This window comes from Hymenobacter sp. CRA2 (genome assembly GCF_002007105.1).
Classification (GTDB): Bacteria; Bacteroidota; Bacteroidia; order Cytophagales; family Hymenobacteraceae; genus Solirubrum.
Genome location: NZ_MVBC01000004.1, coordinates 291,858 through 315,627, shown reverse-complemented (window position 1 = coordinate 315,627; position 23,770 = coordinate 291,858). Strand labels below are relative to the sequence as shown.

Annotated in this window: 22 protein-coding genes; 18 read left to right on the top strand and 4 right to left on the bottom strand. The window is 66.9% G+C overall.

All coding sequences use genetic code 11. The features are described 5' to 3' along the window. Nucleotides 1-119: 119 nt before the first annotated feature. The gene (locus B0919_RS25195) at nt 120-257 is read right to left on the bottom strand and encodes a hypothetical protein (RefSeq protein ID WP_176132950.1); all 138 of its coding nucleotides are present in this window, start codon (nt 255-257) and stop codon (nt 120-122) included. Next, the gene (locus B0919_RS09335; protein ID WP_078011964.1) at nt 250-456 is read right to left on the bottom strand and encodes a hypothetical protein; all 207 of its coding nucleotides are present in this window, start codon (nt 454-456) and stop codon (nt 250-252) included. The genes B0919_RS25195 and B0919_RS09335 overlap by 8 nt, the downstream gene beginning before the upstream one ends. 228 nt (nt 457-684) lie before the next feature. Between B0919_RS09335 and B0919_RS09330 the strand changes: the two genes are divergently transcribed. The 13 genes from B0919_RS09330 to B0919_RS09270 all read left to right on the top strand — a co-directional run bounded on the left by B0919_RS09330 (nt 685) and on the right by B0919_RS09270 (nt 14,064). Beyond that, nucleotides 685-1,296 carry a hypothetical protein gene (locus B0919_RS09330; RefSeq protein ID WP_078011963.1) on the top strand — a complete coding sequence of 204 codons (612 nt, stop codon included), beginning with the start codon at nt 685-687 and terminating at the stop codon, nt 1,294-1,296. Between the two features lie 75 nt (nt 1,297-1,371). Further along, complete coding sequence (locus B0919_RS09325) at nt 1,372-1,728, top strand: hypothetical protein (RefSeq protein ID WP_078011962.1); 357 nt, start codon at nt 1,372-1,374, stop codon at nt 1,726-1,728. Nucleotides 1,729-1,970: 242 nt separating this feature from the next. Beyond that, nucleotides 1,971-3,323, top strand: coding sequence for a hypothetical protein (locus tag B0919_RS09320; RefSeq protein WP_078011961.1), 1,353 nt, complete (start codon nt 1,971-1,973; stop codon nt 3,321-3,323). Next, on the top strand, nt 3,320-4,858 hold the full coding sequence (locus B0919_RS09315; RefSeq protein WP_078011960.1) for a DUF5691 domain-containing protein: 1,539 nt from the start codon (nt 3,320-3,322) through the stop codon (nt 4,856-4,858). Before B0919_RS09320 ends, B0919_RS09315 begins: the two co-directional genes overlap by 4 nt. Before the next feature lie 82 nt (nt 4,859-4,940). Beyond that, nucleotides 4,941-6,035, top strand: coding sequence for an ATP-binding protein (locus B0919_RS09310; RefSeq protein WP_078011959.1), 1,095 nt, complete (start codon nt 4,941-4,943; stop codon nt 6,033-6,035). Between the two features lie 21 nt (nt 6,036-6,056). After that, the gene (locus tag B0919_RS09305) at nt 6,057-6,761 is read left to right on the top strand and encodes an SMI1/KNR4 family protein (protein WP_078011958.1); all 705 of its coding nucleotides are present in this window, start codon (nt 6,057-6,059) and stop codon (nt 6,759-6,761) included. Next, on the top strand, nt 6,758-7,477 hold the full coding sequence (locus B0919_RS09300; RefSeq protein ID WP_078011957.1) for a hypothetical protein: 720 nt from the start codon (nt 6,758-6,760) through the stop codon (nt 7,475-7,477). Before B0919_RS09305 ends, B0919_RS09300 begins: the two co-directional genes overlap by 4 nt. Before the next feature lie 12 nt (nt 7,478-7,489). After that, complete coding sequence (locus tag B0919_RS09295; RefSeq protein ID WP_078011956.1) at nt 7,490-8,074, top strand: SMI1/KNR4 family protein; 585 nt, start codon at nt 7,490-7,492, stop codon at nt 8,072-8,074. Nucleotides 8,075-8,215: 141 nt separating this feature from the next. Next, on the top strand, nt 8,216-9,232 hold the full coding sequence (locus B0919_RS09290) for a hypothetical protein (protein ID WP_078011955.1): 1,017 nt from the start codon (nt 8,216-8,218) through the stop codon (nt 9,230-9,232). 121 nt (nt 9,233-9,353) lie between these two features. Beyond that, on the top strand, nt 9,354-9,902 hold the full coding sequence (locus B0919_RS09285) for a prolyl hydroxylase family protein (protein WP_078011954.1): 549 nt from the start codon (nt 9,354-9,356) through the stop codon (nt 9,900-9,902). A gap of 1 nt (nt 9,903) precedes the next feature. Further along, nucleotides 9,904-12,225 carry a DUF5682 family protein gene (locus B0919_RS09280; RefSeq protein WP_078011953.1) on the top strand — a complete coding sequence of 774 codons (2,322 nt, stop codon included), beginning with the start codon at nt 9,904-9,906 and terminating at the stop codon, nt 12,223-12,225. 111 nt (nt 12,226-12,336) lie between these two features. After that, nucleotides 12,337-13,761: an amidohydrolase family protein gene (locus B0919_RS09275; protein ID WP_078011952.1), complete on the top strand. Its 1,425-nt coding sequence runs from the start codon at nt 12,337-12,339 to the stop codon at nt 13,759-13,761. A gap of 60 nt (nt 13,762-13,821) precedes the next feature. Continuing rightward, nucleotides 13,822-14,064, top strand: a complete 243-nt coding sequence (locus B0919_RS09270) for a peptide deformylase (RefSeq protein ID WP_176132949.1) — start codon at nt 13,822-13,824, stop codon at nt 14,062-14,064. Between the two features lie 13 nt (nt 14,065-14,077). On the opposite strand, the gene B0919_RS09265 is transcribed toward B0919_RS09270, so the two are convergent. Continuing rightward, on the bottom strand, nt 14,078-14,812 hold the full coding sequence (locus B0919_RS09265) for a hypothetical protein (protein WP_078011950.1): 735 nt from the start codon (nt 14,810-14,812) through the stop codon (nt 14,078-14,080). Between the two features lie 115 nt (nt 14,813-14,927). Continuing rightward, nucleotides 14,928-17,531 (bottom strand): M1 family metallopeptidase, encoded by a 2,604-nt coding sequence (locus B0919_RS09260; RefSeq protein WP_078011949.1) that lies wholly within the window; start codon nt 17,529-17,531, stop codon nt 14,928-14,930. Nucleotides 17,532-17,592: 61 nt separating this feature from the next. On the opposite strand from B0919_RS09260, the gene pxpB reads away from it, so the two are divergent. The 5 genes from pxpB (at nt 17,593) to B0919_RS09235 (ending at nt 23,769) form a co-directional block, all read left to right on the top strand. After that, on the top strand, nt 17,593-18,333 hold the full coding sequence (gene pxpB, locus B0919_RS09255) for a 5-oxoprolinase subunit PxpB (protein ID WP_078012023.1): 741 nt from the start codon (nt 17,593-17,595) through the stop codon (nt 18,331-18,333). Further along, nucleotides 18,330-19,340, top strand: coding sequence for a biotin-dependent carboxyltransferase family protein (locus tag B0919_RS09250; RefSeq protein WP_078011948.1), 1,011 nt, complete (start codon nt 18,330-18,332; stop codon nt 19,338-19,340). The genes pxpB and B0919_RS09250 overlap by 4 nt, the downstream gene beginning before the upstream one ends. A 3-nt stretch (nt 19,341-19,343) precedes the next feature. Next, a complete protein-coding gene (locus B0919_RS09245; protein WP_078011947.1) occupies nt 19,344-20,126 on the top strand; it encodes a LamB/YcsF family protein in 783 nt (260 codons plus the stop codon). Continuing rightward, nucleotides 20,123-21,307: an NRAMP family divalent metal transporter gene (locus B0919_RS09240; RefSeq protein ID WP_078011946.1), complete on the top strand. Its 1,185-nt coding sequence runs from the start codon at nt 20,123-20,125 to the stop codon at nt 21,305-21,307. Before B0919_RS09245 ends, B0919_RS09240 begins: the two co-directional genes overlap by 4 nt. A 221-nt stretch (nt 21,308-21,528) precedes the next feature. Beyond that, a complete protein-coding gene (locus B0919_RS09235; protein ID WP_078011945.1) occupies nt 21,529-23,769 on the top strand; it encodes an ATP-binding protein in 2,241 nt (746 codons plus the stop codon). Nucleotide 23,770: the final 1 nt, after the last annotated feature.

Below are 23,770 nucleotides of genomic sequence, written 5' to 3'. Positions count from 1 at the left end.
CGCCAAGCGTGGGAGGCTCCGCAGGCATCCCACGCGGCTGTCAAATGATTCGGCGCACTTGTGGCTGCAGGCCAAGACGTTGGCGCATGATCAGGCAGACACTAGAGCTGCTGCTCCGCCTACAGGCCGGCCACGCGCAGGCCCTTGGGAATGCGCAGGGATTGGCTGTCGTAGCAGTTGAGGTAGATTTTGACGGGCTGGTCGCTGCCGGTCCAGGTGAGCTGGTACACGTCGAGCATAACTATGTTGTCAATCAAGCCGTTGGGGTTTCAAGCTGCAGCAGCTGCCGAGGCGGCGGTAGCTGATTTCCTGGCCTTCGGGGCCACGCAGGGCGTTGAGAAAGCGCTGCTCGTTGCGGACGCAGGCGTTGTCTTTCACGCCGCCTACGCACACGGGTTTATAGTCGGTGTAGCCGTAGTCGGCGTCGGTGCTGGTTTCCGTCAGGGTAAAGGGCACGACGGTACGGCGGGCGTTGTCGTAGTAGCTTTGCGGGGCGTTGCTGGAGCCGGTCAGGCGCGGGCCGTTATTCGGAGGTGGCCGTGGTAGCTTTGGAGCCGGCGCAAGCCGAGGCCAGGGCCGTCGTCGCGGCAATAGCTGCGTATAGGTAGCGGTTCATGCTGCCGAGTTACGCCTCCAACGGCCTGCCCCAACCCCTGGCTTGTTTACCCGCCTGAATTTTACCGCATGACGCTTTCCGCTTTGCTGCCCCTTTCCCGCTCCTCTGCCGCCCGGCTCCTGGCCGGCGCCCTGCTGCTGGCCACCACGACTTCGGCCCAGACGCCCACTTCCCCGGACGACGCCCTACCCCGCTTGATTCAGGAGCGTGAAACCCTGATCAAAGAGTACGAGGCGGCCAACGCCCAGCGCAACGCTTTTCTGGCCAACAAGCCTTCTAAGAAGGATCTGCAGGAGGTGATTGACGCGCTGAAAGGCATCATCCGCAAGGACACGGAAATCGTGCAGGCGCTCAAAGCCAGTGAGCTGCGGCGTACGGCCAACATCGTGGCCCAAAAGCAGCAGGCCGAGCAACAGGTGACCGTGGCCCAAACCGACCAGACCTCGACCAAGGAGCGTTTTTACGACCTCGAAAACCAGATTGCCAACCTGGAGCTGCGCGATAAGCAGCGCGAAAAGAAGCTGCGCGACGCTGAAGCCGCTGTGCGCGACGCCGAAGCCACCCGCACCACGCCGCAGTTGCTGGCCGCGGGGCTGGCCGCGCTCAGCCTGGGCCTGCTCGTGTACGTGCTACGGCTGCGCAGCCGCCTGCAGGCCGCCCCGGCCCGGCGCCGGCGCTAAGCGGCGGCTTTTCTTTTGCGGCCGGGCCTTGACGCGACACGCATCCGGGCGCCCCGCCCGCTACCTTTGCCCCCGATGCTCGTCGCCGTTGCCGAATACCTTACTTACACCGAAGCCGTGGGCCTGTACCGCCGGCTCCACGACGAAGCGGCGGTGGTGAGCCTGGTCAAGAACTACGGCCCAGCCACCCTACCCTTCGGCGACGGGCTCTACTACCGGCTGCTGGTGGAGGAAGAAGACGTAGCCACCGCCCGGCCCATCGTGCAGGAATTCGAGCAGCAGCGCACCGAGCGCGCCGCCGTGCGCTGCCCCCACTGCGGCTCCTACCACGTGTGGCCCGAGCAAACGCGGCAGCCGTGGTACAAACGCCTGTTTTACGCCGGCACCGAGCTGTTTCGCTGCCAGCACTGCGGGCAGGAGTTTTCGGCCTGAGGCTGGGCGGAGCAGCTGCTCGCCTTCGGCAGCTTCCGAAGCGAGGAAGCCGCTGAGAGAATCCTGCTACCAGCTCATGGTTTGTCATCCTGACGCAGGAAGGACCTTCCCACCGCTGCACGAGTCGTTATAATAATCCTTCATGCATGCGAAGGGGCATTACCGGTGCCCCGCTAACTTGCCTGCCGCCGCGCCTTTCCCGGAACGCGGCGGTTTGTAGTATCCGACTTCCCCTTGCCCGCATGTTGTGGACCGAAGAGCAGGCCCGCGCCCTAATTACCGATTCCGGCACGCTGAAGCGCGGCCTCGAGCTGGCCGCGCCGCGGCATTGGAGCGAGCTGGGCCGCACCGCCACCGCGGCCTGGGGCCATTGCGCCGGCAGCGGCTCACGACCCTACCAGGTGGCCCTGGACCTCAGCGGACCAGCATTTAAATGCAGCTGCCCGAGCCGGGTATTTCCCTGCAAGCACGGCGCGGGCCTGCTCCTGCTGTTGGCCCGGCAGCCCGAGCTGCTGCCCGAAGCCGCCGTGCCTGCCTGGCTGGCCGAGTGGCTGACGCAGCGCCAGCAAACCCAGGAGAAAAAGGCCGCCAAAGAAGTTGAAGCCGCGCCAGCTGCCCCAGCCACCACAACGCACCCCCCGGAGCCCAGCGGCGAAGTCAGCCCGCAGCGCTTGGAGCGTATGCAGCGCGGCGCCGCCGAGTTGCTGGTGTGGCTGCAGGACCTCATCAGCACCGGCCTGGCCCAAACGGAAAAGCAGCCGCTCAGCTACTGGGAAAACCAGGCCGCCCGCCTCGTCGACGACCAGCTGCCGGGCCTGGCGGGCGTGCTGCGGGAGCTGCCGGCCTTGCGCTACGCCGGGCTCGACTGGCCCGAGCGCCTGCTGGCCCGCCTCGGCGAATTGCACCTGCTCGCCGGGGCCTTGCAGCGGCTGGCGCAGCTGCCCGATGGCCTGCGCCAGGACGTGCTGCAGTTGGTGGGCGTCAACGTCAAGAAAGATGACGTGCTGAGCCGCCAGCCCACTATCAGCGACGAGTGGCTGGTGGTGGGGCAGGCCACGGCTGAGGAGGACCGCCTGCTGGTGCGGCGCAGCTGGCTGTGGGGGCAGCACACCGGCCGCTACGCGCTGGTACTCGAATACGCCTTTGGCGGCCAGCCCTTTGCCACGCCGCTGGTGCCCGGCGGGCAGTACCGCGGTGGCCTGGCCTTCTACCCCGGCAGCCTGCCGCTGCGCGCCGTCGTGGGCACCATCTGGACGTTTACCGGCTTGGCGCCGCAACGCGCTCTGCCGCCTGGCAGCAACCCGGCCGCCTTGCTGGACGATTACGCCACGGCCCTGGGCCAGCTGCCCTGGCTGCGCGAGTGGCCGTCCACGCTCACGGAGGTCGTGCCCGTGCCGCTGCCCGACGGCGACACGGTGCTGCTGCACCCGCCGAGCGGGGTTCAATTGCCGCTGCGCACGCCTACGGGGCAAGCCTGGGACCTGCTGGCGGCCAGCGGCGGCCACCCACTTACCGTGTTTGGGGAGTGGAACGGCCGCGCCTTCCTGCCCCTCACCTATTCACCCGTTGCTTTTGCCGCTGGCTCGCCGCTATGAACCCATCCGCTGATTGGCCGCAGCTGCTGCGCGTGGCGCTGCTTGGCACCCGCCAAAGCGGCGAGGCCGTGCCATCGTTGCCCGACCTTCCGGCTACGGCCGACGCCGTGCGCGAAGCCCAGGTGCTGCGCGCGGCCGGTGCCCTGGGGCTGATGCGCAAAGCCGGCTTTCAGGCCCCGGCTGCTACGGTAACCCCACCAGCACCGGCCGCCGCCGAAAGCCAACCGGCCCTCGGCCCGCAGGGCGCTGATCTGCTCCAGCAACTGCTGGATGGGGCCTCCGCCGACCTGCTGCCTGGCTACCTCCGCAGCCTCGGCGAACGGGGCCGCCGGGTACCGCACCGCTTGCTGCCGCAGCTGCTGGCCTACGCCAGCAGCCACCGCCCGGTGCAGGAGGCCGCCGCCCGGGTGCTGGGCGAGCGAGGCCGCTGGCTGGCGGCGCTGAACCCGGGCTGGGCGCCGCTGCTCCTCGCCGCCGCGCCCGATGAAGCAGCGTGGGAATCGGGTACGCTGGCCCAGCGCCAACGCTTTCTTGCCGAGCTGCGCGGCCACGACGCCGCCCGGGCCCGGGAGCTGCTGGCGGCTGCCCTCCCGCAGGAACCAGCCAAAAATCAGGCGCTGCTACTGTCGACGCTGGCAACCGGGCTCAGCGCCGCCGACGCCCCGCTGCTGGAAGTCTACCTCGGCTCCAAAAGCAAGGAGGTGCGCCAGGCGGTAGCGCCGCTGCTCGTGCGCACGCCCGGCAACGCGCTGGTGGAGCGGCTGTGGCAGCAAGCCACAGCCCTGCTGACGCTGTCGGGGCCGCCCGCCGCGCTGGCGGTGGAGCTACCCGCTGCCTGGGACGCCAGCTGGCAAGCCCAGGGCATCGAGCCGAAAGACAGCCGCTTCGGGGGCGAAAAAGCGGCCTGGCTGGGGCAGATGCTGGCCCTGCTTCCGCCCGAGCGGTGGAGCGCCCACTGGCAGCTAAGCCCCGAGCAGCTGTTGGTGCTGGCAGCCACGAGTGAGTGGGTCGAGCTCTTGCTGACGGGATGGCGGCAGGCCCTGCTGCTACACCCCTCACCCGCTTGGCTGCGGGCCTACCTGCAGTTTCAGCTCGACCACGCCCCGGAGCCCTTGCAAGTACTGTCGGCCGTGGCGGAAAAACTCGGCGCGGCCGAAGCGGCGCAGGTGCTACTCGGCGCCCTGCCGCCGGAGCCGCGCTTCAGCCAGGCGCCGGCCCGTTGGGAAAGCCTGATGCTGGCCATTCCGGGCCCCTGGCCCGCAGCGCTGACCCGCGCCGCGCTGGCCATTATCGCCAATACTCTGGCTTCTTCCGACCACGCCCGCTACGTGTTTCTGTTCCGCTCGGGCCACCTCACGCAGCTACTGCGACACATGCAGCTGGCCGTGCCGCCCGCGCAATACGAGCTGTGTACCGCGGCTCTGAGCGCGCTGTACGACGCTGATAGCACACCCATCACGCAGCTGCTGGACGCCCTCGGGTTTCGCCACCGGCTCGAACAGACGCTGACGGAAGCCCCCGGCCCCGACAACTGATTTCTCCGCCCGAACAATCGGCCCGCGGACCGAACCACTTCGGCCCGCCCACTTCGTAGCTTTAGCTCATCCTTACTCCGCCATGTCCACCGCCACCGATAACATCCTGCGCCCGCACGCCGAGGTGCAGTACGCCAAAGAACTGGCCACCCTGCGCGCCGCCGACGACCGTCCCAAGCCGCCGGGCTGGCAACTCTCGCCCTGGGCCGTGGTCACTTATCTGCTCGGCGGCACCCTCGACAGCGGCCTCGAAATCGAGCCCAAGTACATCGGGCAGCGCCGGCTGATGGAAATAGCGGTGGCCACGCTGGCAACCGACCGCGCCCTGCTGCTGCTGGGCGTGCCGGGCACGGCCAAAAGCTGGGTGTCGGAGCACCTGACGGCGGCCATCAGCGGGCATTCCAACCTGCTGATTCAGGGCACGGCCGGCACCTCCGAGGACGCTATCCGCTACTCCTGGAACTACGCCCGCCTGATTGCCGAAGGGCCGTCGGCCGCGGCCCTGGTACCCTCACCTCTGCTCAAGGGCATGCAGGAAGGCTCTTTGGTACGCATCGAGGAGCTGACGCGCATTCCCGCCGACGTGCAGGATACACTCATCACCGTTCTCTCCGAAAAGGTGCTGCCCGTGCCGGAACTGGCCACCGAAGTGCAGGCCACGCGCGGCTTCAACGTCATTGCCACCGCCAACGACCGGGACAAGGGCGTGAACGAACTGAGCAGCGCCCTGCGCCGCCGCTTCAACACCGTGGTGCTGCCCCTGCCCACGTCGGTAGCCGAGGAAGTACAGATTGTGCAGAGCCGAGTGGAGAAAACCGGCCGGGCCCTGCAGCTGCCGCCCACCACGGCCGCCCTGGAGCAGATCAGCCGCTTGGTGACGGTGTTCCGGGAGCTGCGCGGCGGCGTGACGGAAAACGGCAAAACCAAGCTCAAAAGCCCCAGCGGTACGCTGAGCACCGGCGAGGCCATTTCGGTGCTCAACAGCGGCTTGGCCCTGGCCGCCTACTTCGGCGACGGCACCCTGCAGGCCGCCGACCTGGCCGCCGGCCTCACCGGCGCCGTGGTGAAAGACCCGGTGCAGGACCGCGTGGTGTGGCTGGAATACCTGGAAACCGTGGTGAAGGAGCGCGACGGGTGGAAAGACCTGTACCGGGCCTGCCGGGAGGTGGTAGAGTAACGCAAACGTGTCACTTCCACTATGGCCGACCTGCTAGCCGCCATCGAGCGCAAATACGAGACGCCGCTGCCCGCGCTGTACCACCGTCTCTACCACGACGGGATGCTCGACTGGTTTCTGGACGGCGGCTTTCCCAACCCCACCTGGCAGCGGGACATCTTCCCGCGCCTGAGCCAACGGCCGCCGGTGCTGCTCTTCGCCCAGGACTTTGAGCTGTACCGCCCCGAAGATGTGCTAACGTGGGAATTGCCCGAGGACTGGGACCCAGGCTGCCGCTTCGTGCCGCTGGGCCAGACCGGTGGCGGCGACCTGTACGCCTTCTGCCCCACCCTCGCCGCCGACGCGGAGCTGCCGGTGACGCTTTCGCTGCACGACGATAACCAAACCACCGTGGTGGCCCCTTCGATGGAAGCCTTCATTTTCCGCGAAATGCTGGACCGGGCTACCTCCTTTGATGAGTACGCCCTGGAAGGCTACGCCGGCTTCGAGGAGCTGCGGGCCGATTTGCTGCGGGCGGCCGAGGCCATCCGCCCGTACCTGCGACCGGCCTGGCACGCGCTGCTGACGAAAGTTTATACCCGGCCGCTGCAACAGGAAACCGTGGTGCTCCCGCGCCGCCGCTACACCATCGACACGTTGCTGCCGCAGGCCGAGTTCGAGCAGTTGCTGGTACAGGAAATGGGGGTTGCGCCGATGAATACCACGTTTGAGCATTTCGCGGGATGATCATCACGCCCTACCCGGCCTTGCAAGCGGTCCTGGCCGATGCAGCCCAGTGGCGGGGCTTCTTCTACCCGCTGTGCCTGGTGCAGGGCGTACCGGGCCTGCCGCCCGAGCTGGCCTTGCCGGTGCTCTCGACCAACGGCCTGTGGTACGACGAAGCCTATGCCGGCGCGGCGGCCTCGGCGCATGTGAGCACCTTTGAGCTGCGGGGCGGGCAGCTAGTCTTCGCCGGCGATGTGCGCGTGTTCCGCGGCCACGCAGCCGTAGCAGCCGGCTACGACCAACTAGCCGCCGATTGGCAGGCACACGAAGCGGCATACCTCGGCGCGGGCAGCCTGGAGCAACTCCTCGGCCCGCCCCCGGCCGGCTGGCCCACCACCCCGGAGTTCGACGCGGAGTACTTTCTGAGCACCTTCCGGGGCTTTCACTACGTGCGGGAGCAGTACCGGCGCACCGGCCGCTTCCAGAGCCTTAATGCCTGGCTGCGGGGCTGGCGCGAAGCCCCGGGCGCGTTCTTTCTGCCCGCCTCGCACCCCGATTTTGGCAGCGCAGACGCGGAAATGCAAGCCAACCAAGCGTACCTGTTGCCCGGGCTCGACCTGGCCACCCTACACCCCGTTGGCCTGGCCCCGGCCAGCCCGTACTTTGCCGATGGCAACAGCGTGCTGATGTACTACGATGCCGCGGCTGCCCGCTTGGTTTGCGTGAATCACTACTAGTAAATCCATTCTATGGCCGCCTCCCCCGACTTCGTCCGCCTACTCCGCCGCCTCGACGAGCTGCTGCAGCAACACCGCCCCGACTACTACGCCACGCTGAACCCGCCCGCCTCCGAGGCCGAGCTAGCCGCGTTTGAAGCGGAATTTGAGCTGACCTTGACGCCGGAGCTGCGGCAGTGGTTTGGCTGGCACGACGGGCAGCAGGATTACAACAGCTTTTTTCAGAACAACTGCCTGCAGTCCCTCGAAAGCGTGACCGAAAGCATGCGCGTCAACAACGAGCTGCTGGCCGACGGTGACTTTACGCACAACTGGTGGCGGACGAGCTGGGTGCCCTTCCTGGAAAACGGCGGCGGAGACCACGTCTGCGTGGATCTGGAAGGCACCTTCACCGGCCGGGCGGGGCAGATCATGGAGCACTGGCACGACTGGGAGGCCCGCACCGTGCTCTTCCCCGACCTCACCAGCTGGCTCGCGGCCGTGGTGCGCAGCTACGAAGCGGCCAGCGCGGACACGGCCTTGCTTAGCGACGAAATCGTCGTGGAGCTGGCGCCCGTGCACCCCGAGGGCTACCCGCAGGAGTTTGCAGCCGACTGAGGATAGTCCTTGGGTGTGCGTTGCGCCTGTGCGCTGGGCAGGCTCCGCACGGGAGTTCCAGGCCTCGCTGCTTCATAGCATTAGATAGTATGTTTCACTCCGGCCTCGTGGCTTGTAGGCCCCGTTAGCTTCTGCATCCGCTTGGCTCATACCTCCTCGCCCCTGTCCTTCGACCCGCGCCACTTCCCCATCGATGATCAGCTGATTCCCTGGGGAGTCAGCCTGGATGAGGCCGAGGCACTGCTCTCGCCGCGGCCGTGGCTGCGGCCCTTCGGCGGCTGGCCCAACCTGCGCTGCGCCTGCCGCGCGGTGCTGGGGCTGCCGGCAGTGGAGTGCAACCTGCGCGGGCCGGCCCGCCGCAAGCCCGTCATGGAGGTGAGCTACGAGCTGGCTACGCCGCCCGACCACGCCGGCACCGGTCCCGCCGATCCGGCGTACTGGGTGACTTCGCTTACGCACGTATTGGGGCCGCCAAGTCAGGCCGGACCAACTTCTTTCGCTCACGGCGGCTGGAGCAGCGTGGCGTACACGGCCAAGTGGGCAGGCCCGTTGCTGAGCGTGGGCCTGTCGGTATTCGGGGGCGTGCGCCAAGCAGAATCCGGTCTGGCGTCGGCGGGCCTGTACTTCGACTGGCAGGACGAGCTGACGGCCGCGCGGCCCTTCTACGAAGCGGCGCAGGCAGCGTCCGCCGCGCTGGCGGCCCGCTTCAGCCAGCTGACAACGCGCGCGCAAGTATTTGATACCCAACAACAGCAGCGAATCTTCGGCTACGACCATACCCCCCTGCCCACCGGCGTGCCTGTGACGGAAACCCATTGGCGCCAGTCGCAGCGGGCGCTGTACCAGGATGGCCTGCTCAAAACGCCGGCCCCGCTGCAAGGCCGGCTGCGCAACGAGCAGGTAGCCCTTTGGCCGGTGCCCGGCCAGGCGGCCTGGGCCCTTTCGACGCACTACGACACGGTGGTGCTGGCCCACACCGGCGCTCCGGCCGTGGAGCTGCTCACCATCCATCCGGCCAAGGGCGCCGGGTACATGGCGCTATCGGCGGGGGATTTGCGCCTGTCGGACCGCTACGGCGCCCCGGGCCTGCCGAAGCTGGCGGCGGCGCTGGAGCAGGCGGGCTTTTCCGTCAGCCGCTACGAAGACCACGACTGCTGACGCGGCTGGTTCGGGGCTTGTGCTTATTCTTGCGCCGCAAGCCACCTGCAACCCAGCCGTCATGCAGTTCAGACGCCCCTTCAGGTTCTGCTAAGTAGCCTCCGCCATTCCCACCCGTTCCATGCGCCCACACTACCTGACCGATTCCATCCTGGAAATTCCGGCGTTTCTCTCGCCGGCCGAATGCACCGAGCTGATGGCCCGCAGCGAGCAGTTGGGCTTTGCCGAAGCGGGGGTGGCCTTGCCCGGCGGCGCGCAGCTGATAAAGGGCATCCGCAACAACTACCGCCTGGAGTACACCGATGCGGCGCTGGCCGCGGCTTTCTGGCCACGGCTGCAACCGCTGCTGCCCACTGAGCCCGATGGTGCCGCGCCTGTGGGCCTCTACGAGCAGTTTCGCTTCTACCGCTACGACGTGGGTGAGCGGTTCAACAAGCACAAGGACGGCAGCGTGCAGGCCGGCGAAGCAACCAGCCGCTGGACGTTTCTGCTTTACCTCAACGACGATTTTCGGGGCGGCGCGACGGAATTCGAAGACCTGACGGTGACGCCCCAACGCGGGGCGGCGCTGTGCTTCCGCCACGAGCTGCGCCACAAGGGCTGCCCCGTCCTGGAAGGCCGCAAGTACGTGCTGCGCTCCGACATCCTGTACCAGAATCCTGCCCGCTGATATGCCCACCGACCTCCGCCTCTTCGGCATCCGCCACCACGGCCCCGGCAGCACGGCCTCTCTGCTCAAGGCCCTGGACGAGTACCAGCCCGATATCGTACTGCTGGAGTGCCCCGCCGACGGCGAAAAAGCGCTGGCGCTGGTAGCCGACCCGGCCCTGCAGCCCCCGGTAGCCCTGCTCCTGTACAACCCCAAGCAGCACACGCAGGCCACGTTTCTGCCCTTTGCGCGTTTTTCGCCGGAGTGGCAGGCAGCGCTCTGGTGCCAGCAGCACGGCGCCCACCTGCGCTGCTTCGATCTGCCCATGACGCTGCGCTTTGCCCTGCCCGACTCGGTGGAGCACGTGCCCGCAGCTCAGGCCCCCGAGGGCGCCACACCGGAAGCCGCCGACGAACCAGCCCACACAGCAGACGCTGAAAATACCCCGGCAGGCACGCCCGCTCTTTCGGAGCAGGAACCCGCGGTCGAGGTTCCGCTGACGCTCGACCCCATTGCCCACCTTGCCCGCCTCGATGGCTACACCGACGGGGAGCGGTGGTGGGAAGCCCGCATTGAGCACTCGGCCGGCCACGCCGATGCGTTTGAGGTGGTGCTACAGATGATGACGGCGCTGCGCGAGGAGCTGGCCCAGCCCGAGTCCAAAGAGACGCTGCTGCGCGAAGCCTACATGCGCGAGACGCTCCGCAACACCCTGAAGCAGGGCTACCAGCGCGTGGCGGTGGTGTGCGGGGCCTGGCACGCGCCGGTGCTCGGCGCCGGGCAGTTGCCCGCCTACGCCAAAGACGATAAAGCCCGCCTCAAAGGCCTGAAGAAAGTAACGACCGAAGCCACCTGGGTGCCCTGGACCTACGAGCGGCTGGCCCGGCAGTCGGGCTACGGTGCGGGCATCCTTTCCCCGGCCTGGTACGAGCTGCTGTTTGAGCAGCCGCACGCGCAGGTGGTGACGCACTGGATGGTGCGGGCCGCGCACCTGCTGCGGGCCGCGCAGATCGACGCGTCGTCGGCCCACGCCATCGAGGGCGTGCGGCTGGCCGACGCCCTGGCGGCCGTGCGCGGGCTGGCCCTGCCCGGCATCGAAGAGCTGGAAGAGGCGGCCGTGAGCATTTTCGGGGGCGGCTACGCCGAGGCGCTGGGGCTGGTGCACCAGCAGCTCGTCATCGGCGAGAAGCTGGGCGAAGTACCCGACGAACTACCGGCCTCGCCCCTGCAGCAGGATTTGGCCCAACAGCAAAAAGCCCTGCGCATGAAACCCGAAGCGGTCCAGAAAACCCTGGCCCTCGACCTGCGCAAAGACCTCGACCTGAGCCGCAGCCACTTGCTGCACCGCCTGCAGCTGCTGGGCATCCGCTGGGGCAAGCCGCAGCGCGTGCAGGGCAAGAGCGGCACGTTTCACGAAGTCTGGAGCGTGCAGTGGCGGCCCGAGCTGGTGCTGCAGGTGCTGGAGGCCGGCCGCTGGGGCAACTCGGTACTGGCCGCCGCCAGCGGGGCCGCAGCCCACCGCGCCCAGGAGGCCGCCGACCTGGGCCAGATCAGCCAGCTGCTGGAAGAAGCCCTGCACGCCGACCTGGCCCCGGCCCTGCCCGCGCTGGTGGCGCGGCTGGAAACGCTCAGCGCCGGCACCCGCGACGTGGCCCACCTGCTCGCGGCCCTGCCCCCGCTGGTGAATGTGCTGCGCTACGGCAACGTGCGCCGCACCGAAGCCGGCCAGGTCGGGCAGGTAGTGCACCACCTGGTGCCGCGCCTGTGCATCTCGCTGCCGCGCACCTGCACCGGCCTCGATGACGACGCGGCCCGGCAGCTGCTGGAGCGCATTGAAGCGGCCCACCACGCCGTGCGCCTGCTGCCCGACGAAGCCCAGCAGGCCGACTGGTACGGGGCTCTGCTCGCCGTGGCCCGGCAGGCGGCCAGCAGTGGCCTGCTCGCCGGTGCCACCGCCCGCCTGCTCTTCGATGCCCAGCAGCTGGACGCCGACGACACCGCCCGCCTGCTCGGGTTGGCCCTGGCGCCCGCTCAGCCCACCGCCTACGCCACCGCCTGGATCGAGGGTTTTCTGCGCGGCAGCGGCCTGCTGCTCATTCACAACCGCACGCTCTTCGACCTGCTCGACGCGTGGCTGAGCGACCTGGACGAAACGGTTTTTCAGGAAGTGGTGCCCCTGCTGCGCCGCGCCTTCACCGATTTCAGTCAGCCCGAGCGGCAGCAGGTGCTGGCACTGGCCGCCGGCGGCCCCGCGGCCCGCACCGCTACTGCAGCTGTCGATATCGATGTGGAGCGCGGCCGGCGGGTGCTGCCCGTGCTGCGAGAGTTGCTGGGCGTGAGTTAGAATCGGTAACCAGCAACGGCAGAGCTGGTTTCGCACCTTCGGTTCGGCAGCGCTCCGCATGACGTACTGTTTAGTCAAACCCGTCCTTGGCGTAGTAGCTACCTTACCCGCATGAAATTCCCTGCTTTCCTGCTGCCTTTGTTGCTGGTGGGCTGCGCCGGCCGCCACAGCGCGCAGCCTTACGACCTGGTTATCAGCCACGCCAACGTGGTGGACGTGGAGTCGGGCCAGGTACGGGCCGATCAGACGCTCTGCATCCGCCAGGGCCGCATTGAGCGCGTAGGCAAATCGACGGGGCAGCCGAACGCCGCGACTCAGACCATCGACGCGCAGGGCCGCTACCTGATTCCGGGCCTGTGGGACATGCACGTGCACTTCCGCGGCGGTGACTCGCTGGCCACGGCCAACCGCAACCTGCTGCCGCTCTACCTGGCCCACGGCGTGACGACGGTGCGCGACGCGGGCGGCGACCTGACGCCCAGTATCTTCCAGTGGCGCCGGCAGATGCAGGCCGGGCAGCTCGCGGGGCCGCGCATCTACACCTCCGGCCCGAAGCTGGACGGCCCCAACCCCACCTGGGCCGGCTCGCTGGTCGTCGAGACGCCGGCGCAGATTGAGCGGGCGCTGGATTCGCTGCAGCGGCTGCGGGTCGACTACGTCAAGCTCTACGAAAGCACCATCTCGGGCCAGGCGTTTCTGGGTGCCATCAGCGCGGCCGAAAAGCGCGGCCTGACCACCACCGGGCACATGCCCTACACCGTGACGCTGCGCGAGGCAGCCGAGCGCGGCCTCGACGCCACCGAGCACCTGTACTACGTGCTGAAGGCCTGCTCCAACCGCGAAGACAGCATCACGGCGGCCGTGCAGCGCAGCCAGGGCACCAGCAAACCCGTGGGCCTGTTTGCGGCCCTGCCAGCCGTGTACCGCACCTACGACTCCGCCGTAGCGCAGCGAACCTACCGGATGCTGGTGCAGCACCGTACGGCCGTGGTGCCCACGCTGCACATCCAGCAGGTGCTCACGGAGCTGCCCACCACCGACCACGCCCGCGACACCATGCTGGCCTACATTGCCCCGAGCATTCAGCGCACCTACGCCCGCCGCATCGCCAGCGCGCGGGCGCAGTCGGCCGCCACCCGCGCCTTCAACCAGCAGCTCGGCGCCCGCTTCAGGAGCCTGATTCCGCAGATGCAGGCCGCCGGCGTCACCCTGCTGGCTGGCTCCGACAGCGGCCCCTTCAACTCCTACGTGTACCCGGGCGCCTCGCTGCTGGGCGAGCTGGAATTGCTGGTACAGGCCGGTCTGAGCCCGGCGCAGGCGCTGCGCTGTGCCACCATCAACGGCGCCCGTTTCATGAAAGCTGAGCAGCACGCCGGCACCATTGGGCCGGGCAAGGATGCCGACCTGGTGCTGCTGGAGCAGAACCCGCTGGCTGATATTCGCAACCTGCACCGCATTCAGGCGGTGGTGCTGCGCGGGCAAGTGTACCGCGCCGCCGAGCTGCGCCGCCTGACGGAAGCCGTCAAACACCCCTGATTTCGGCCTGCGGTGCCCGTTCGCGAAGTTTTCCAACGAGTTTGCGCGGTGCTGCGCGCTGTGGCCGACTCCACCGCGCCAGCCGTGGAAGCGCTGGTACAAGACTTAACCGACACCGCGTCCCACTGGCGCGACGCAACTGACTACGGCCGGGCCATTGCCGCCCCGCAAATCGGCGCAGGCGCACTGCAACAGGTGATTCTGCTGCGCCTGCCAGGTAAGCCGGCGTGGCCGCTCGTCAATCCCAATATCGTGGCCCGCAGCTCCGAGACCATGGTGGTGTGGGACGCCTCCAAGCGCTAACTTTTACGGCGCCCTACAATTCCGGCAATGCCACACCGGCCTGGGACGGATACACCCCATGCTCTAAAAAGAAGCAGTAGCGGCGCAAGTCCATTTCAGCCTCTCCTTGCAGATATTTTAAGTAGAGCAGGTTCTGTCCATTATTCATTCTGGCTACCCTTGGATCAAGCAAATCCCGGACGATTATTTCGCGGTTGCGCCACCAAGCTTTGCAAGCTTCGTAGGTCCAATACTCGTTGCCGTTGGATGAATAGCTGTCGAAAGCTTCTACGACTGCTGCATTCAGAACGTAGGCTAGTTCCTCATACGTAGAAGGCTGCCGAAAAACGTATTCGCAGCAGTGGGCATCGTTGCCCACGTTGATGGGTGCCTCGCAAACGCCGGTGCCGCAGGTATCCGATTCACCCACGTAAAAAGGTCCTGGAAAATTAAACGGATGCCTCTCCCGCCAATTGTTCATGTCCAGAAAGCCCAAGTGCAGCTTGGACGGCTGCTGAAAGGGTAGCACTTCCTTCCGCAGGAATAGGTCAAAATGAGGCTGGTAGAGAAAGGTATTGAACGAGCCGTAGCGGTCCGATAGCCGTCGGCTGTCCTCGACGGCCTGCGCTACGTCTTGCGCGTGCCGGGCCTCGTAGTTAGTTATGATAGAAGCCAGGGAACGAGCAGTTGCCCCCTTTGCTACCGCTTCGGCGGGGCTGGCAGCTTTGCCACTCCTCAACCAAAACTTGATGGCTTGAATCAGGTGCATTGCAGATAGAGAGGCAGAAGCTTTTCGCGGCGGGCCGGAGCAGTAGTGCTGGCGTATTCAATGGTAGTGGTCCTATAACGTTGAGTCGCGGGACCACATCGGCTAGGTGGTTCGGTTAAAGGCGGCCAACCAGCTTTTCGGCGCGGAACAGGTCGTCGGCGGCTTGCAGGAGCTTGGCGCGCAGCTTGGGGTTGTACTGCGGGTGAGCGGCCAGAAAGTCGTGGACGGTGCGGGCGGCACTGGGCGTTTGGTACGAGCCCAGCGTGGCCTGCAGCCAGGAATACGGGAAGAAAATGTCGCCGGTCTGCTGAATTTCTTCCAGTAGGGCCAGGCTCTGCGGCAAGTACTTCTCGGAGGTGGCGGCGCGCAGCGGATGGTGCAGGTAGCCCAGGGCCGAAACGACCCAGGCTTCCTTTTCGCGATTTTTCTCGTCGCTGAGCGACGCAAAAAACGCGTCGCGGGTGGCTACGTCGGCCGCGAGGGCGGGCATGAGAAACTGCAGGCGCTTGCGCCGGTCAGGGTTCTGGATGCGGGCCAGCTGCCGGGGCAGGATGGGCTGGGACGCCGGGTAGTCGCGCACGGCCAAGGCCAACGCTAGCGCGGTGTAGTCTTCCTCGGTCAGCTTGACGCCAGCGGGCGGTTGCTGCTTATCCCAGATTTGGTACAGGCGCGTTTGGGCGTCTTGGGTCAGGGCCGCCGACTGGCAGGCCTTGAACAGCAGCTTCTTCGCATTCGGGGCCTTGTTTTGCTGCAGCGTCTGCCACAGGGCTTTTTCCAGGGCGGGCGCCAGCGCGGCGCGCTCCTGGGGCCGCAGCAGCTTCCAGTAGATGTCCGTCAATTGGCCCGTCAGCAGCCGGATGTTCAGTTCTTCCTGCTCACGGGGCAGCTCGCGCAGGTACACGTCGAGCAGCTGCCGCGGGGCGAAATAGCGGCCGCTAAGCATGTTCTCGTACAGGTTCACGTAGTTGGCGGCCCGCGCGACCGGGTTGGTGAGCCGCGCCATGCCGGCCGTCAGTTGCTCGTCGATGGGAAACATGCCGTAGCCCAGACCGGTGGAGTTGAAGAGCAGGAACGCCGGCTCCGCTTCGCCCACGGCACCGGGCACAGCTATTTGCCGTTGACTCATATTCACCATCAGCTCCTTGGTGCGCCCATCGGGGTACACTAGCAGCACTTCAAACAGCTGGGGCCAGAGGCGGTTGGAGCCGTCCTCGGCCTTTTGCGTGAGTGTGAGGCTGGTAATCTGGCCGCCATTGGTTTTCAGGTCGTAATCGAACATCGGCCGGCCTGGCTGGTTTACCCACACCTGGTTCCAGGCCTGCAGATCGGCGGGCGTGCGGGCGTCGAGGATCTGGATGAGGTCGGGCCAGGTGGCGTTGCCGTAGGCGTACTTTTTCAGGTACTCCTGCAGGCCCTGGCGGAAGGCTTCCTCGCCCATCAGCCGCTCCAGCTGCCGCATCATGATGGGCGCCTTGTGGTAGATGATGTTGCCGTAGAGCGAGCCGGCGTCTTTCAGGTTGTCGAGGTCCTGGCGAATGGGGTTGGCCCCGGCGGTGCGGTCCACACCGTAAGCGGCCGGGTAGTGGTCGATGACGAACTTCAGGTCGTAGTTCGAGTTCGGCACGGCCACCTGGGTAATTTTGTCGGCCATGAAGTTGGCAAACACCTCCTTCATCCACACGTCGTTGAACCACTGCATAGTCACCAGGTCGCCAAACCACATGTGGGCCGTTTCGTGGCTGATGAGGCTGCTGCGGGCCAGCAGCTGGTCCTGGGTGGCGCCTTCGTCCAGGAATAAGGTGCTGGCCTTGTAGTCGATGGCCCCGACGTGCTCCATGCCGCCGTACTGGAAATCGGGCAAAGCCACGAAATCGAACTTGCGGAAGGGGTACGGAATGCCGGTGTACTTTTCCAGAAAGCCTAGCGCGTCGGCATGAATCTGGAAGATGGCCCCCAGGCTCAGGCGCAGTTTGTCGGCGTCGGTTTCGCGGTGCAGCAACTCCATGGCGCGGCCCTGCTCGCGGCGGGCCACACGCTGAAACTTACCCGCCGCAAAGGAAAACAGGTACGTGCTGATGGTATCGGACGGGGCGAAGCGCAAGGTTTTGCCCGCTGCCGTGACGGTAGAGTCGCGCAGCGGGCTGTTGGCCAGGGCCTGCCAGCCGCTCGGAACAGTCAGCGTGAGTTGAAACGAGGCTTTCAGATTGGGCTGATCGAACACCGGAAACACCGTGCGGGCGCGGTCAGGCACGAGCAGCGTGTAGAGAAAGTCTTCGTTGCGGTTCAAGGACAGGTCGCCGGCCAGAAACTCGATGGCCACCTCGTTGCGGCCAGGTTTCAGCGCCGCGGCCGGAATGACGAGGTGCTCCTGGCGGTGGTCGATACCGACGGGCTGCCCGTTGACGGTCAGCTGCTTGAGCCGCTCGGTTTTCTCCTTGAAGTCGAGCTGCAGAGGCTGCTCGGCCGAGCGCAGCTCGAAGCGGATTACTTCGCTGGCTACCACGGGCTGAGCTTTTTCCGGCGGCACTGCCAGCGCCAGCGCGTAGCCGAGGCTGCTGAGCTGGCTTTTGCGGTACGTGGCCAGTTGCTGACTCACGCCGGGCTCCACCGGCAGCGGGGCGGCGGGTCTTTGGGTGGTGGCCACAGGCTTTTTGGCGCAGGCCAGCATGCCTAAGGCCAGCAGCAGGGCGCCACTGTGCGCGTACTTCCTATATTTCATGCTCGTCTTTTGGGGTCGGCTGATGCCTGCCTCCGTCTGCCAAAGTAACCGCATTCCGCTCATGCTCCCACCCTTCGCCGCGCCCGTCCTGCCCGCCCCGTGGCGGCTTTACCCGCTCGGCGACGCGGCCGTGGTGCTGGAGTGCGGCGACGTTATCAGCCCCGAAACGCACGCCCGCATTCAGGCGCTGGACGCCGCGCTGGAGGCGTACCCGCTGCCGGGCCTGGTGGAGTACGTGCCGGCCTTCACCACGCTCACCGTGTTCTTTGACCCGTGGCTGCTGTACCAGGCCGGCTACCCCGACCCGTACGCCGCCGTCGTTGAGCACGTGCAGCAGCTGCTGCTGCCTGAGTTGGCGCCTCTCGCCACCCAACACGCGGCACCGCCAGTGGAAGTGCCCGTGTGCTACGGCGGCAAGTTTGGCCCCGACCTGGACGAGGTAGCGCGCCACACCGGCCTGAGCCCAGCCGAAGTAATATCCCTGCACGCGGCCCCCGACTACCTGGTGTACATGATTGGCTTTGCGCCCGGCTTCCCCTACCTCGGCGGCCTCGATACGCGCCTGGCCACGCCCCGCAAGGCCCAGCCGCGCCCTTTGGTACCCGCTGGCTCCGTGGGTATTGCAGGGCCCCAAACGGGCATTTACTCGCTGCCTACGCCCGGCGGCTGGCAGCTCATCGGGCGCACCCCGTTGCGCCTGTTCCGGCCCGGCGATGCCGAGCCCAGCCTGCTGCACGCGGGCCAGCGGCTGCGCTTCGTGCCCATTTCGGCTGCCGAGTTTGACCAGCTTGCGACGCCATGAGCCTTAACGTACGCAAGCCGGGGCTGCTGACCACCGTGCAAGACCTCGGGCGCCCCGGCTACCGCCGCAGCGGCGTGGTGGTGGGCGGGGCCATGGATGCCGTGGCACTGCGCGTGGCCAACCTGCTGGTGGGCAACGAGGAAACCGCCGCCGGCCTGGAATTTACCGGTCCCGGCCCGCAGCTCCGCTTCGAAGCCGATACGCTCCTGGCCCTGAACGGCGCCGACTTTCGCCCGACCCTAGACGGCCAGCCCGCACCACAAGGACGCGTCATTGCCGTGGCGGCGGGCTGCGAGCTAGCGTTTGGTACTGCCAGCGGTTCGGGGCATTGGGGCTATCTGGCGGTGGCCGGCGGCGTGGCCGTGCCCGCGGTGCTCGGCGCCCGCGCCACCTACCTGCGTGCCGGGCTGGGCGGTTGGCAGGGCCGCGCACTGCGGTCGAATGATACACTGCCCATCGGCGGTTTGCCGGCGGCTATCATGCGTGTGCATCAGCAGCTTATGGCCCGTTGTAGCCTGCGGCGCTGGGCCGCCGCCACGTGGTGGCCAGCGCCTGAGCTGCGCTACACGGGCAGGGCCGGCGCGGTTACCGTGCGGGCGCTGCCGGGGCCTGAGTTCGAGCAGTTCGATGCCGCCAGCCGCGCCGCCCTCTGGCAGCAGCCCTTCACCATGAGCCCGCAGGCCGACCGCATGGGGGCCCGCCTGCTCGGCCCGCCGCTGACGCGCCCGGAGCCGCGCGAATTGCTGTCCAGTGCCGTGGCCTTCGGCACGGTGCAGGTGCCGCCGGGTGGGCAGCCCGTCGTGCTGCTGGCCGACCACCAGACCACCGGCGGCTACCCGCGCATCGCCCAGGTTATTTCCGCCGATGTCAGCCAGCTGGTGCAGGCGGAGCCGGGCCAGGCGCTTAGGTTTGCGCCCGTCACTTTGGCCGAGGCCCAGGCGGCGTACCGCCAGCAGCAAACTCACCTTCAGCAACTTCGCCGGGGCCTAGCCCTGGTTTACCTGTAACGCATGACCCAATCGTACCGCGTCGACCTAAACTGCGACATGGGGGAAAGCTTCGGCGCCTATAACCTGGGCCACGACAAAGCCATTCTGCCCTACGTGACTTCCGCCAACATCGCCTGCGGCTACCACGCCGGCGACCCGGCCGTGATGAAACGCACCGTGCGCCTGGCTCTGCAGCACGGCGTGGCCATCGGGGCCCACCCGGGCCTGCCCGACCTCGTCGGTTTCGGCCGCCGCGACATGGCCGTTTCGCCCGAAGAGGCTTACGACATGGTGGTGTACCAGCTCGGCGCCCTGCTTGGCTTCGTGCGGGCCGAGGGCGGCACGTTGCACCACGTCAAGCCCCACGGCGCGCTCTACAACATGGCCGCTGTCAACCCCCAGCTGGCCGAGGCCATTACCGAAGCCGTGTACCGCGTGCAGCCCGAGGCCTGCCTCTACGGACTAGCCGGCAGCGCGCTCATCACGGCCGGGCAAAAGCTCGGCCTGCGCACCGCCCACGAGGTTTTTGCCGACCGCACGTACCTGCCCGACGGCACGCTCACGCCGCGCCGCCAGCCCGGCGCCCTCATTGCGGATGCCGCTACGGCCATTGCCCAAGTGGTGCGCATGATACGCGAGGGCCGCGTGCGGGCGCAGTCGGGGGAGGATGTGGCCATTCAGGCCGATACCGTCTGCATCCACGGCGACGGGCCCCACGCCCTCGCCTTTGCCCAACAGATCCGCCAGACGCTGCGCCAGGAAGGCATAGCGGTGCAGGCCGACCCTTACCCGTCGGCCCCATGAGCCGCCCCGAAAACCGTTGGAGCGTGCTCGTGGGCGCGGCCTTTCTGATGGCTACCTCGGCTATCGGGCCGGGCTTTTTGACACAAACCACCGTCTTCACCCAGTCGCTCGGCGCCAGCTTTGGCTTCGTCATCCTCACCTCGGTGCTCATCGACATTGGCGTGCAGCTGACCATCTGGCGCGTCATTGCCGTGTCGGAGCTGCGCGCGCCCGACATTGCCGACCGCGTGCTGCCGGGCCTGGGCACGCTGATTTCGGTGCTGATTGTGCTTGGCGGCCTGGCCTTCAACATCGGTAACGTGGCCGGCGCCGGCCTGGGCCTGCAGGTGCTCACGGGGCTGCCCGTGGCGTGGTGCGCGGTGCTGGCCGCGGCCGCGTCGGTGGGCATTTTCCTGGTGCGCGAAGCCGGCCGCCTCATGGACCGCTTTGCCCAGCTCATGGGCCTGGTGATGATTCTCATCATCGTGTACGTGGCGGCTACTACCGGCGCGCCGGTGGCCGAGGCGGCCCTGCGCACGGTAGCGCCCACGCGCATCGATCTGGTGTCCATCATCACGCTGGTGGGCGGCACGGTGGGCGGCTACATCACTTTTTCGGGCGGGCACCGCCTGCTCGACGCGGGCGTACGCGGCCTGGCGGCGCTGCCGCAGGTCACGCAAAGCGCCGTGATGGGCGTGTCGGTGGCCTCGCTGATTCGGGTGCTACTGTTCCTGGCTACGCTAGGCGTCGTCAGCCAGGGCCTGCCCATCGGAGCCGACAACCCGCCCGCTTCGGTGTTCCAGCAGGCCGCCGGGCAGTTGGGCTACAAGCTGTTCGGGGTAGTGATGTTTGCGGCGGCCATTACGTCCATCATCGGCTCGGCCTACACCTCCGTGTCGTTTCTGAAGTCCATGCTGCCGCGGGTGGCGGGGCAGGAAAACCGCTGGATTATCGGCTTCATCGTCCTGTCGACGCTGGTTTTCGTGACCGTGGGCAAGCCTGTACAGCTGCTGGTGTGGGCCGGCGCGCTGAACGGCTTCATTTTGCCGCTCACGCTGGGCACCTTGCTGGTGGCCGCGTACCGGCCCCAGGTCGTCGGCGCGTACCGGCACCCGCGGTGGCTGGCCGTGTTCGGGGCGGCCGTGGTGCTCATCATGACCTGGCTCAGCGGCTCGGTGCTCTGGACGCAGCTCACGAGCTAGCATCGCCACACAGGCAATTATCCAGCTGACAACTAGCTGATAACAAACCACAGCCGCTCCTACTTGCCCTGGCGGTATGCACGAGGAAACCGCCCCTATTACCTGCCGAGTTGACGTCAATGGGGGCAGCTAACCAGATTCCTCTATTTTTGACCTTGCCCCATTGCGCTGCATGCCTACTGCCAGGCTAGGCAGCCTCTCCATCTTCTCCCCCACGTTTCGTGCGCATCGTTTCCCTTCGCTTCTTCTGCCTGCTGCTTGTCCTGCTATTTAGCGCTCCGGCGCTGCGGGCACAGGTGCGCTACTGGGATGCGAACTACGATTCCTTGCGCGCTACGCTGCGGCAGCCCGCGCAGCAAGCCGACACGGCCCGCCTGCGCACCCTGCAGCACCTGGTGGACCTGACCGAGCTGACCGACGCTCTGCGCCGTGAGCAAGCCCTGCCGTTGCTCGACGAGCTGCTAATCATCGACAACCGCACGCACCTGCTGGCCGACGCTCGCCCCTACCAGGCCCTGCGCGACGGAGTAGCTCATTGGCTGGAAGGCCGCGACCATCGGGCCACCCTGGGTGCCCTGCACCGGGCCATTGCCCTGTTCGACGAGTCGCGCCGCCCGATTCCGCGCCTGCTCATCGACCTGGCGCCGGTGTACAACCTGCTTAAGGACGACAAAGGCCGCTTCGAGTACGTGCAGAACAAGCTGAACTACTACCGGCTCAACGGCCCGATTCAGAACGAAGCCGCCTGCTACCTGGTGCTGGCCGGCTCCTTTCGCCACCGCGGCGACTTCAACCAGGCCATCAGCCACTACCTGCACGCCGTCGACGCGTTCCGGCAGTACGAACGCAGCTACTACATCACCGAAATCATGGTGACGGGCTCGGCCTATGCCGAATGGGGCAACATGCGCAAGGCCGAGGAGTACTTCCGCCGGGCCCTGCGGCTGGTGGAGCGGTACCAGTTCAAGGACATGCGCCGCTACTACACGCTGCAGGGCCTGGCCCGCGTGTACGGCGAAACCGGCCGCTACGAAGAGGCGCTGGCCTACGCCGACCAGGCCCTGTACTTTGCCCAGCACGACCCGCTGATCCGGCAGATGGGCACGGCCTACGGGCTGGTGCTCAAAAGCTCGCTGCTGGTGCAGCGGCACCCGGAGCAGGTGCGCCCCCTGCTGGAGCGTGCCCAAAGCCTGGCCGACTCGCTGCACCTGACCATTTCGGGGCGCCTGGGCCTGTTTCCGCTCGATGTGACCTGGGCCCAGTACTACGAGGCCATTGGCGACTACGACCGCGCCGAAGCCCGCCTGCTGCAGGCGCTGCACAAGGCCACTTCCGGCAACCTGCACCTGCTGCGCCCCCCCATTTTGCGGGAGCTGATTCAGCTCTACAACAAGCAGCACGAGCCGGAAAAGGTGCTGCGCTACACCAAGGCCTACTTCGCCATCACCGACTCGCTCAACACGGCCCGCAACGCCTACAACATCGCTCAGTACGAAGGCGAGCGAACCGAGCGGCAGCACAACGCGCAGCTGACCAATATGCGCCAGACCCAGGCCGTGCAGGCCCTGCGCCTGCGTCAGCGCACCATCCTGCTCATCATTGCCGTGCTCACGGCGGCCGTGGTGTCGGGCTTGGGCGTGGTGCTCTACCGCCAGCTGCAGCTGAACCGGCGCACCCTGGCCCAGCTGCGCCAAACCCAGAAAGAGCTGATTGCGGCCGAAAAATGGGCTTTTGTGGGGGAGGTATCGGCCGGCATTGCGCACGAGCTGCAGAACCCGCTGAACTTCATGAAGCGCTTTGCCGAGGTGAGCACCCATATGGTCGACGGCATGGAAAACCACCGCAACTCCGGCGAGCTGCAGCACGAAATCCTGGCTGGCCTCAAGCAAAACCTGCAGGAAATCAGCCAGCACGGTCTGCGGGCCTCCTCCATCATCCGCGACATGCTGGAGCACTCCCGCTCCGGCACCAACACCCGCCAGGCCACCGACCTGAACGCGCTGGTGACCGAGCACCTGCGCCTGGCCTACGAAGATCAGCACGCCCAGCACCCCGACCTGCAGGCTGCCATGCAGCTCGACCTCGACCCGGCGCTGGCCCCCGTGAACCTAGTGCCGCAGGACCTGGGCCGGGTGCTGCTGAACCTGCTCACCAATGCCTTCTACGCCGTGCACCGGCGCCAGCAAACTGCCGGGCCGGGCTACCAGCCCACCGTGCAGGTCAGCACGCGGCAGCTTCCCCAGGCCGTCGAAATCCGGGTGCGCGACAACGGCCCGGGCATTGCGGCCGACGTGCTGCCCCACGTGTTCGAGCCCTTCTTCACTACCAAGCCCGTGGGCGAAGGCACCGGCCTGGGCCTGTCCTTGAGCCACGACATCGTCACGAAAGGCCACGGCGGCGGGCTGCGCATCGATACCCAGCCGGGCGTCTACACCGAATTCATCGTCACGCTGCCGGCCTAGC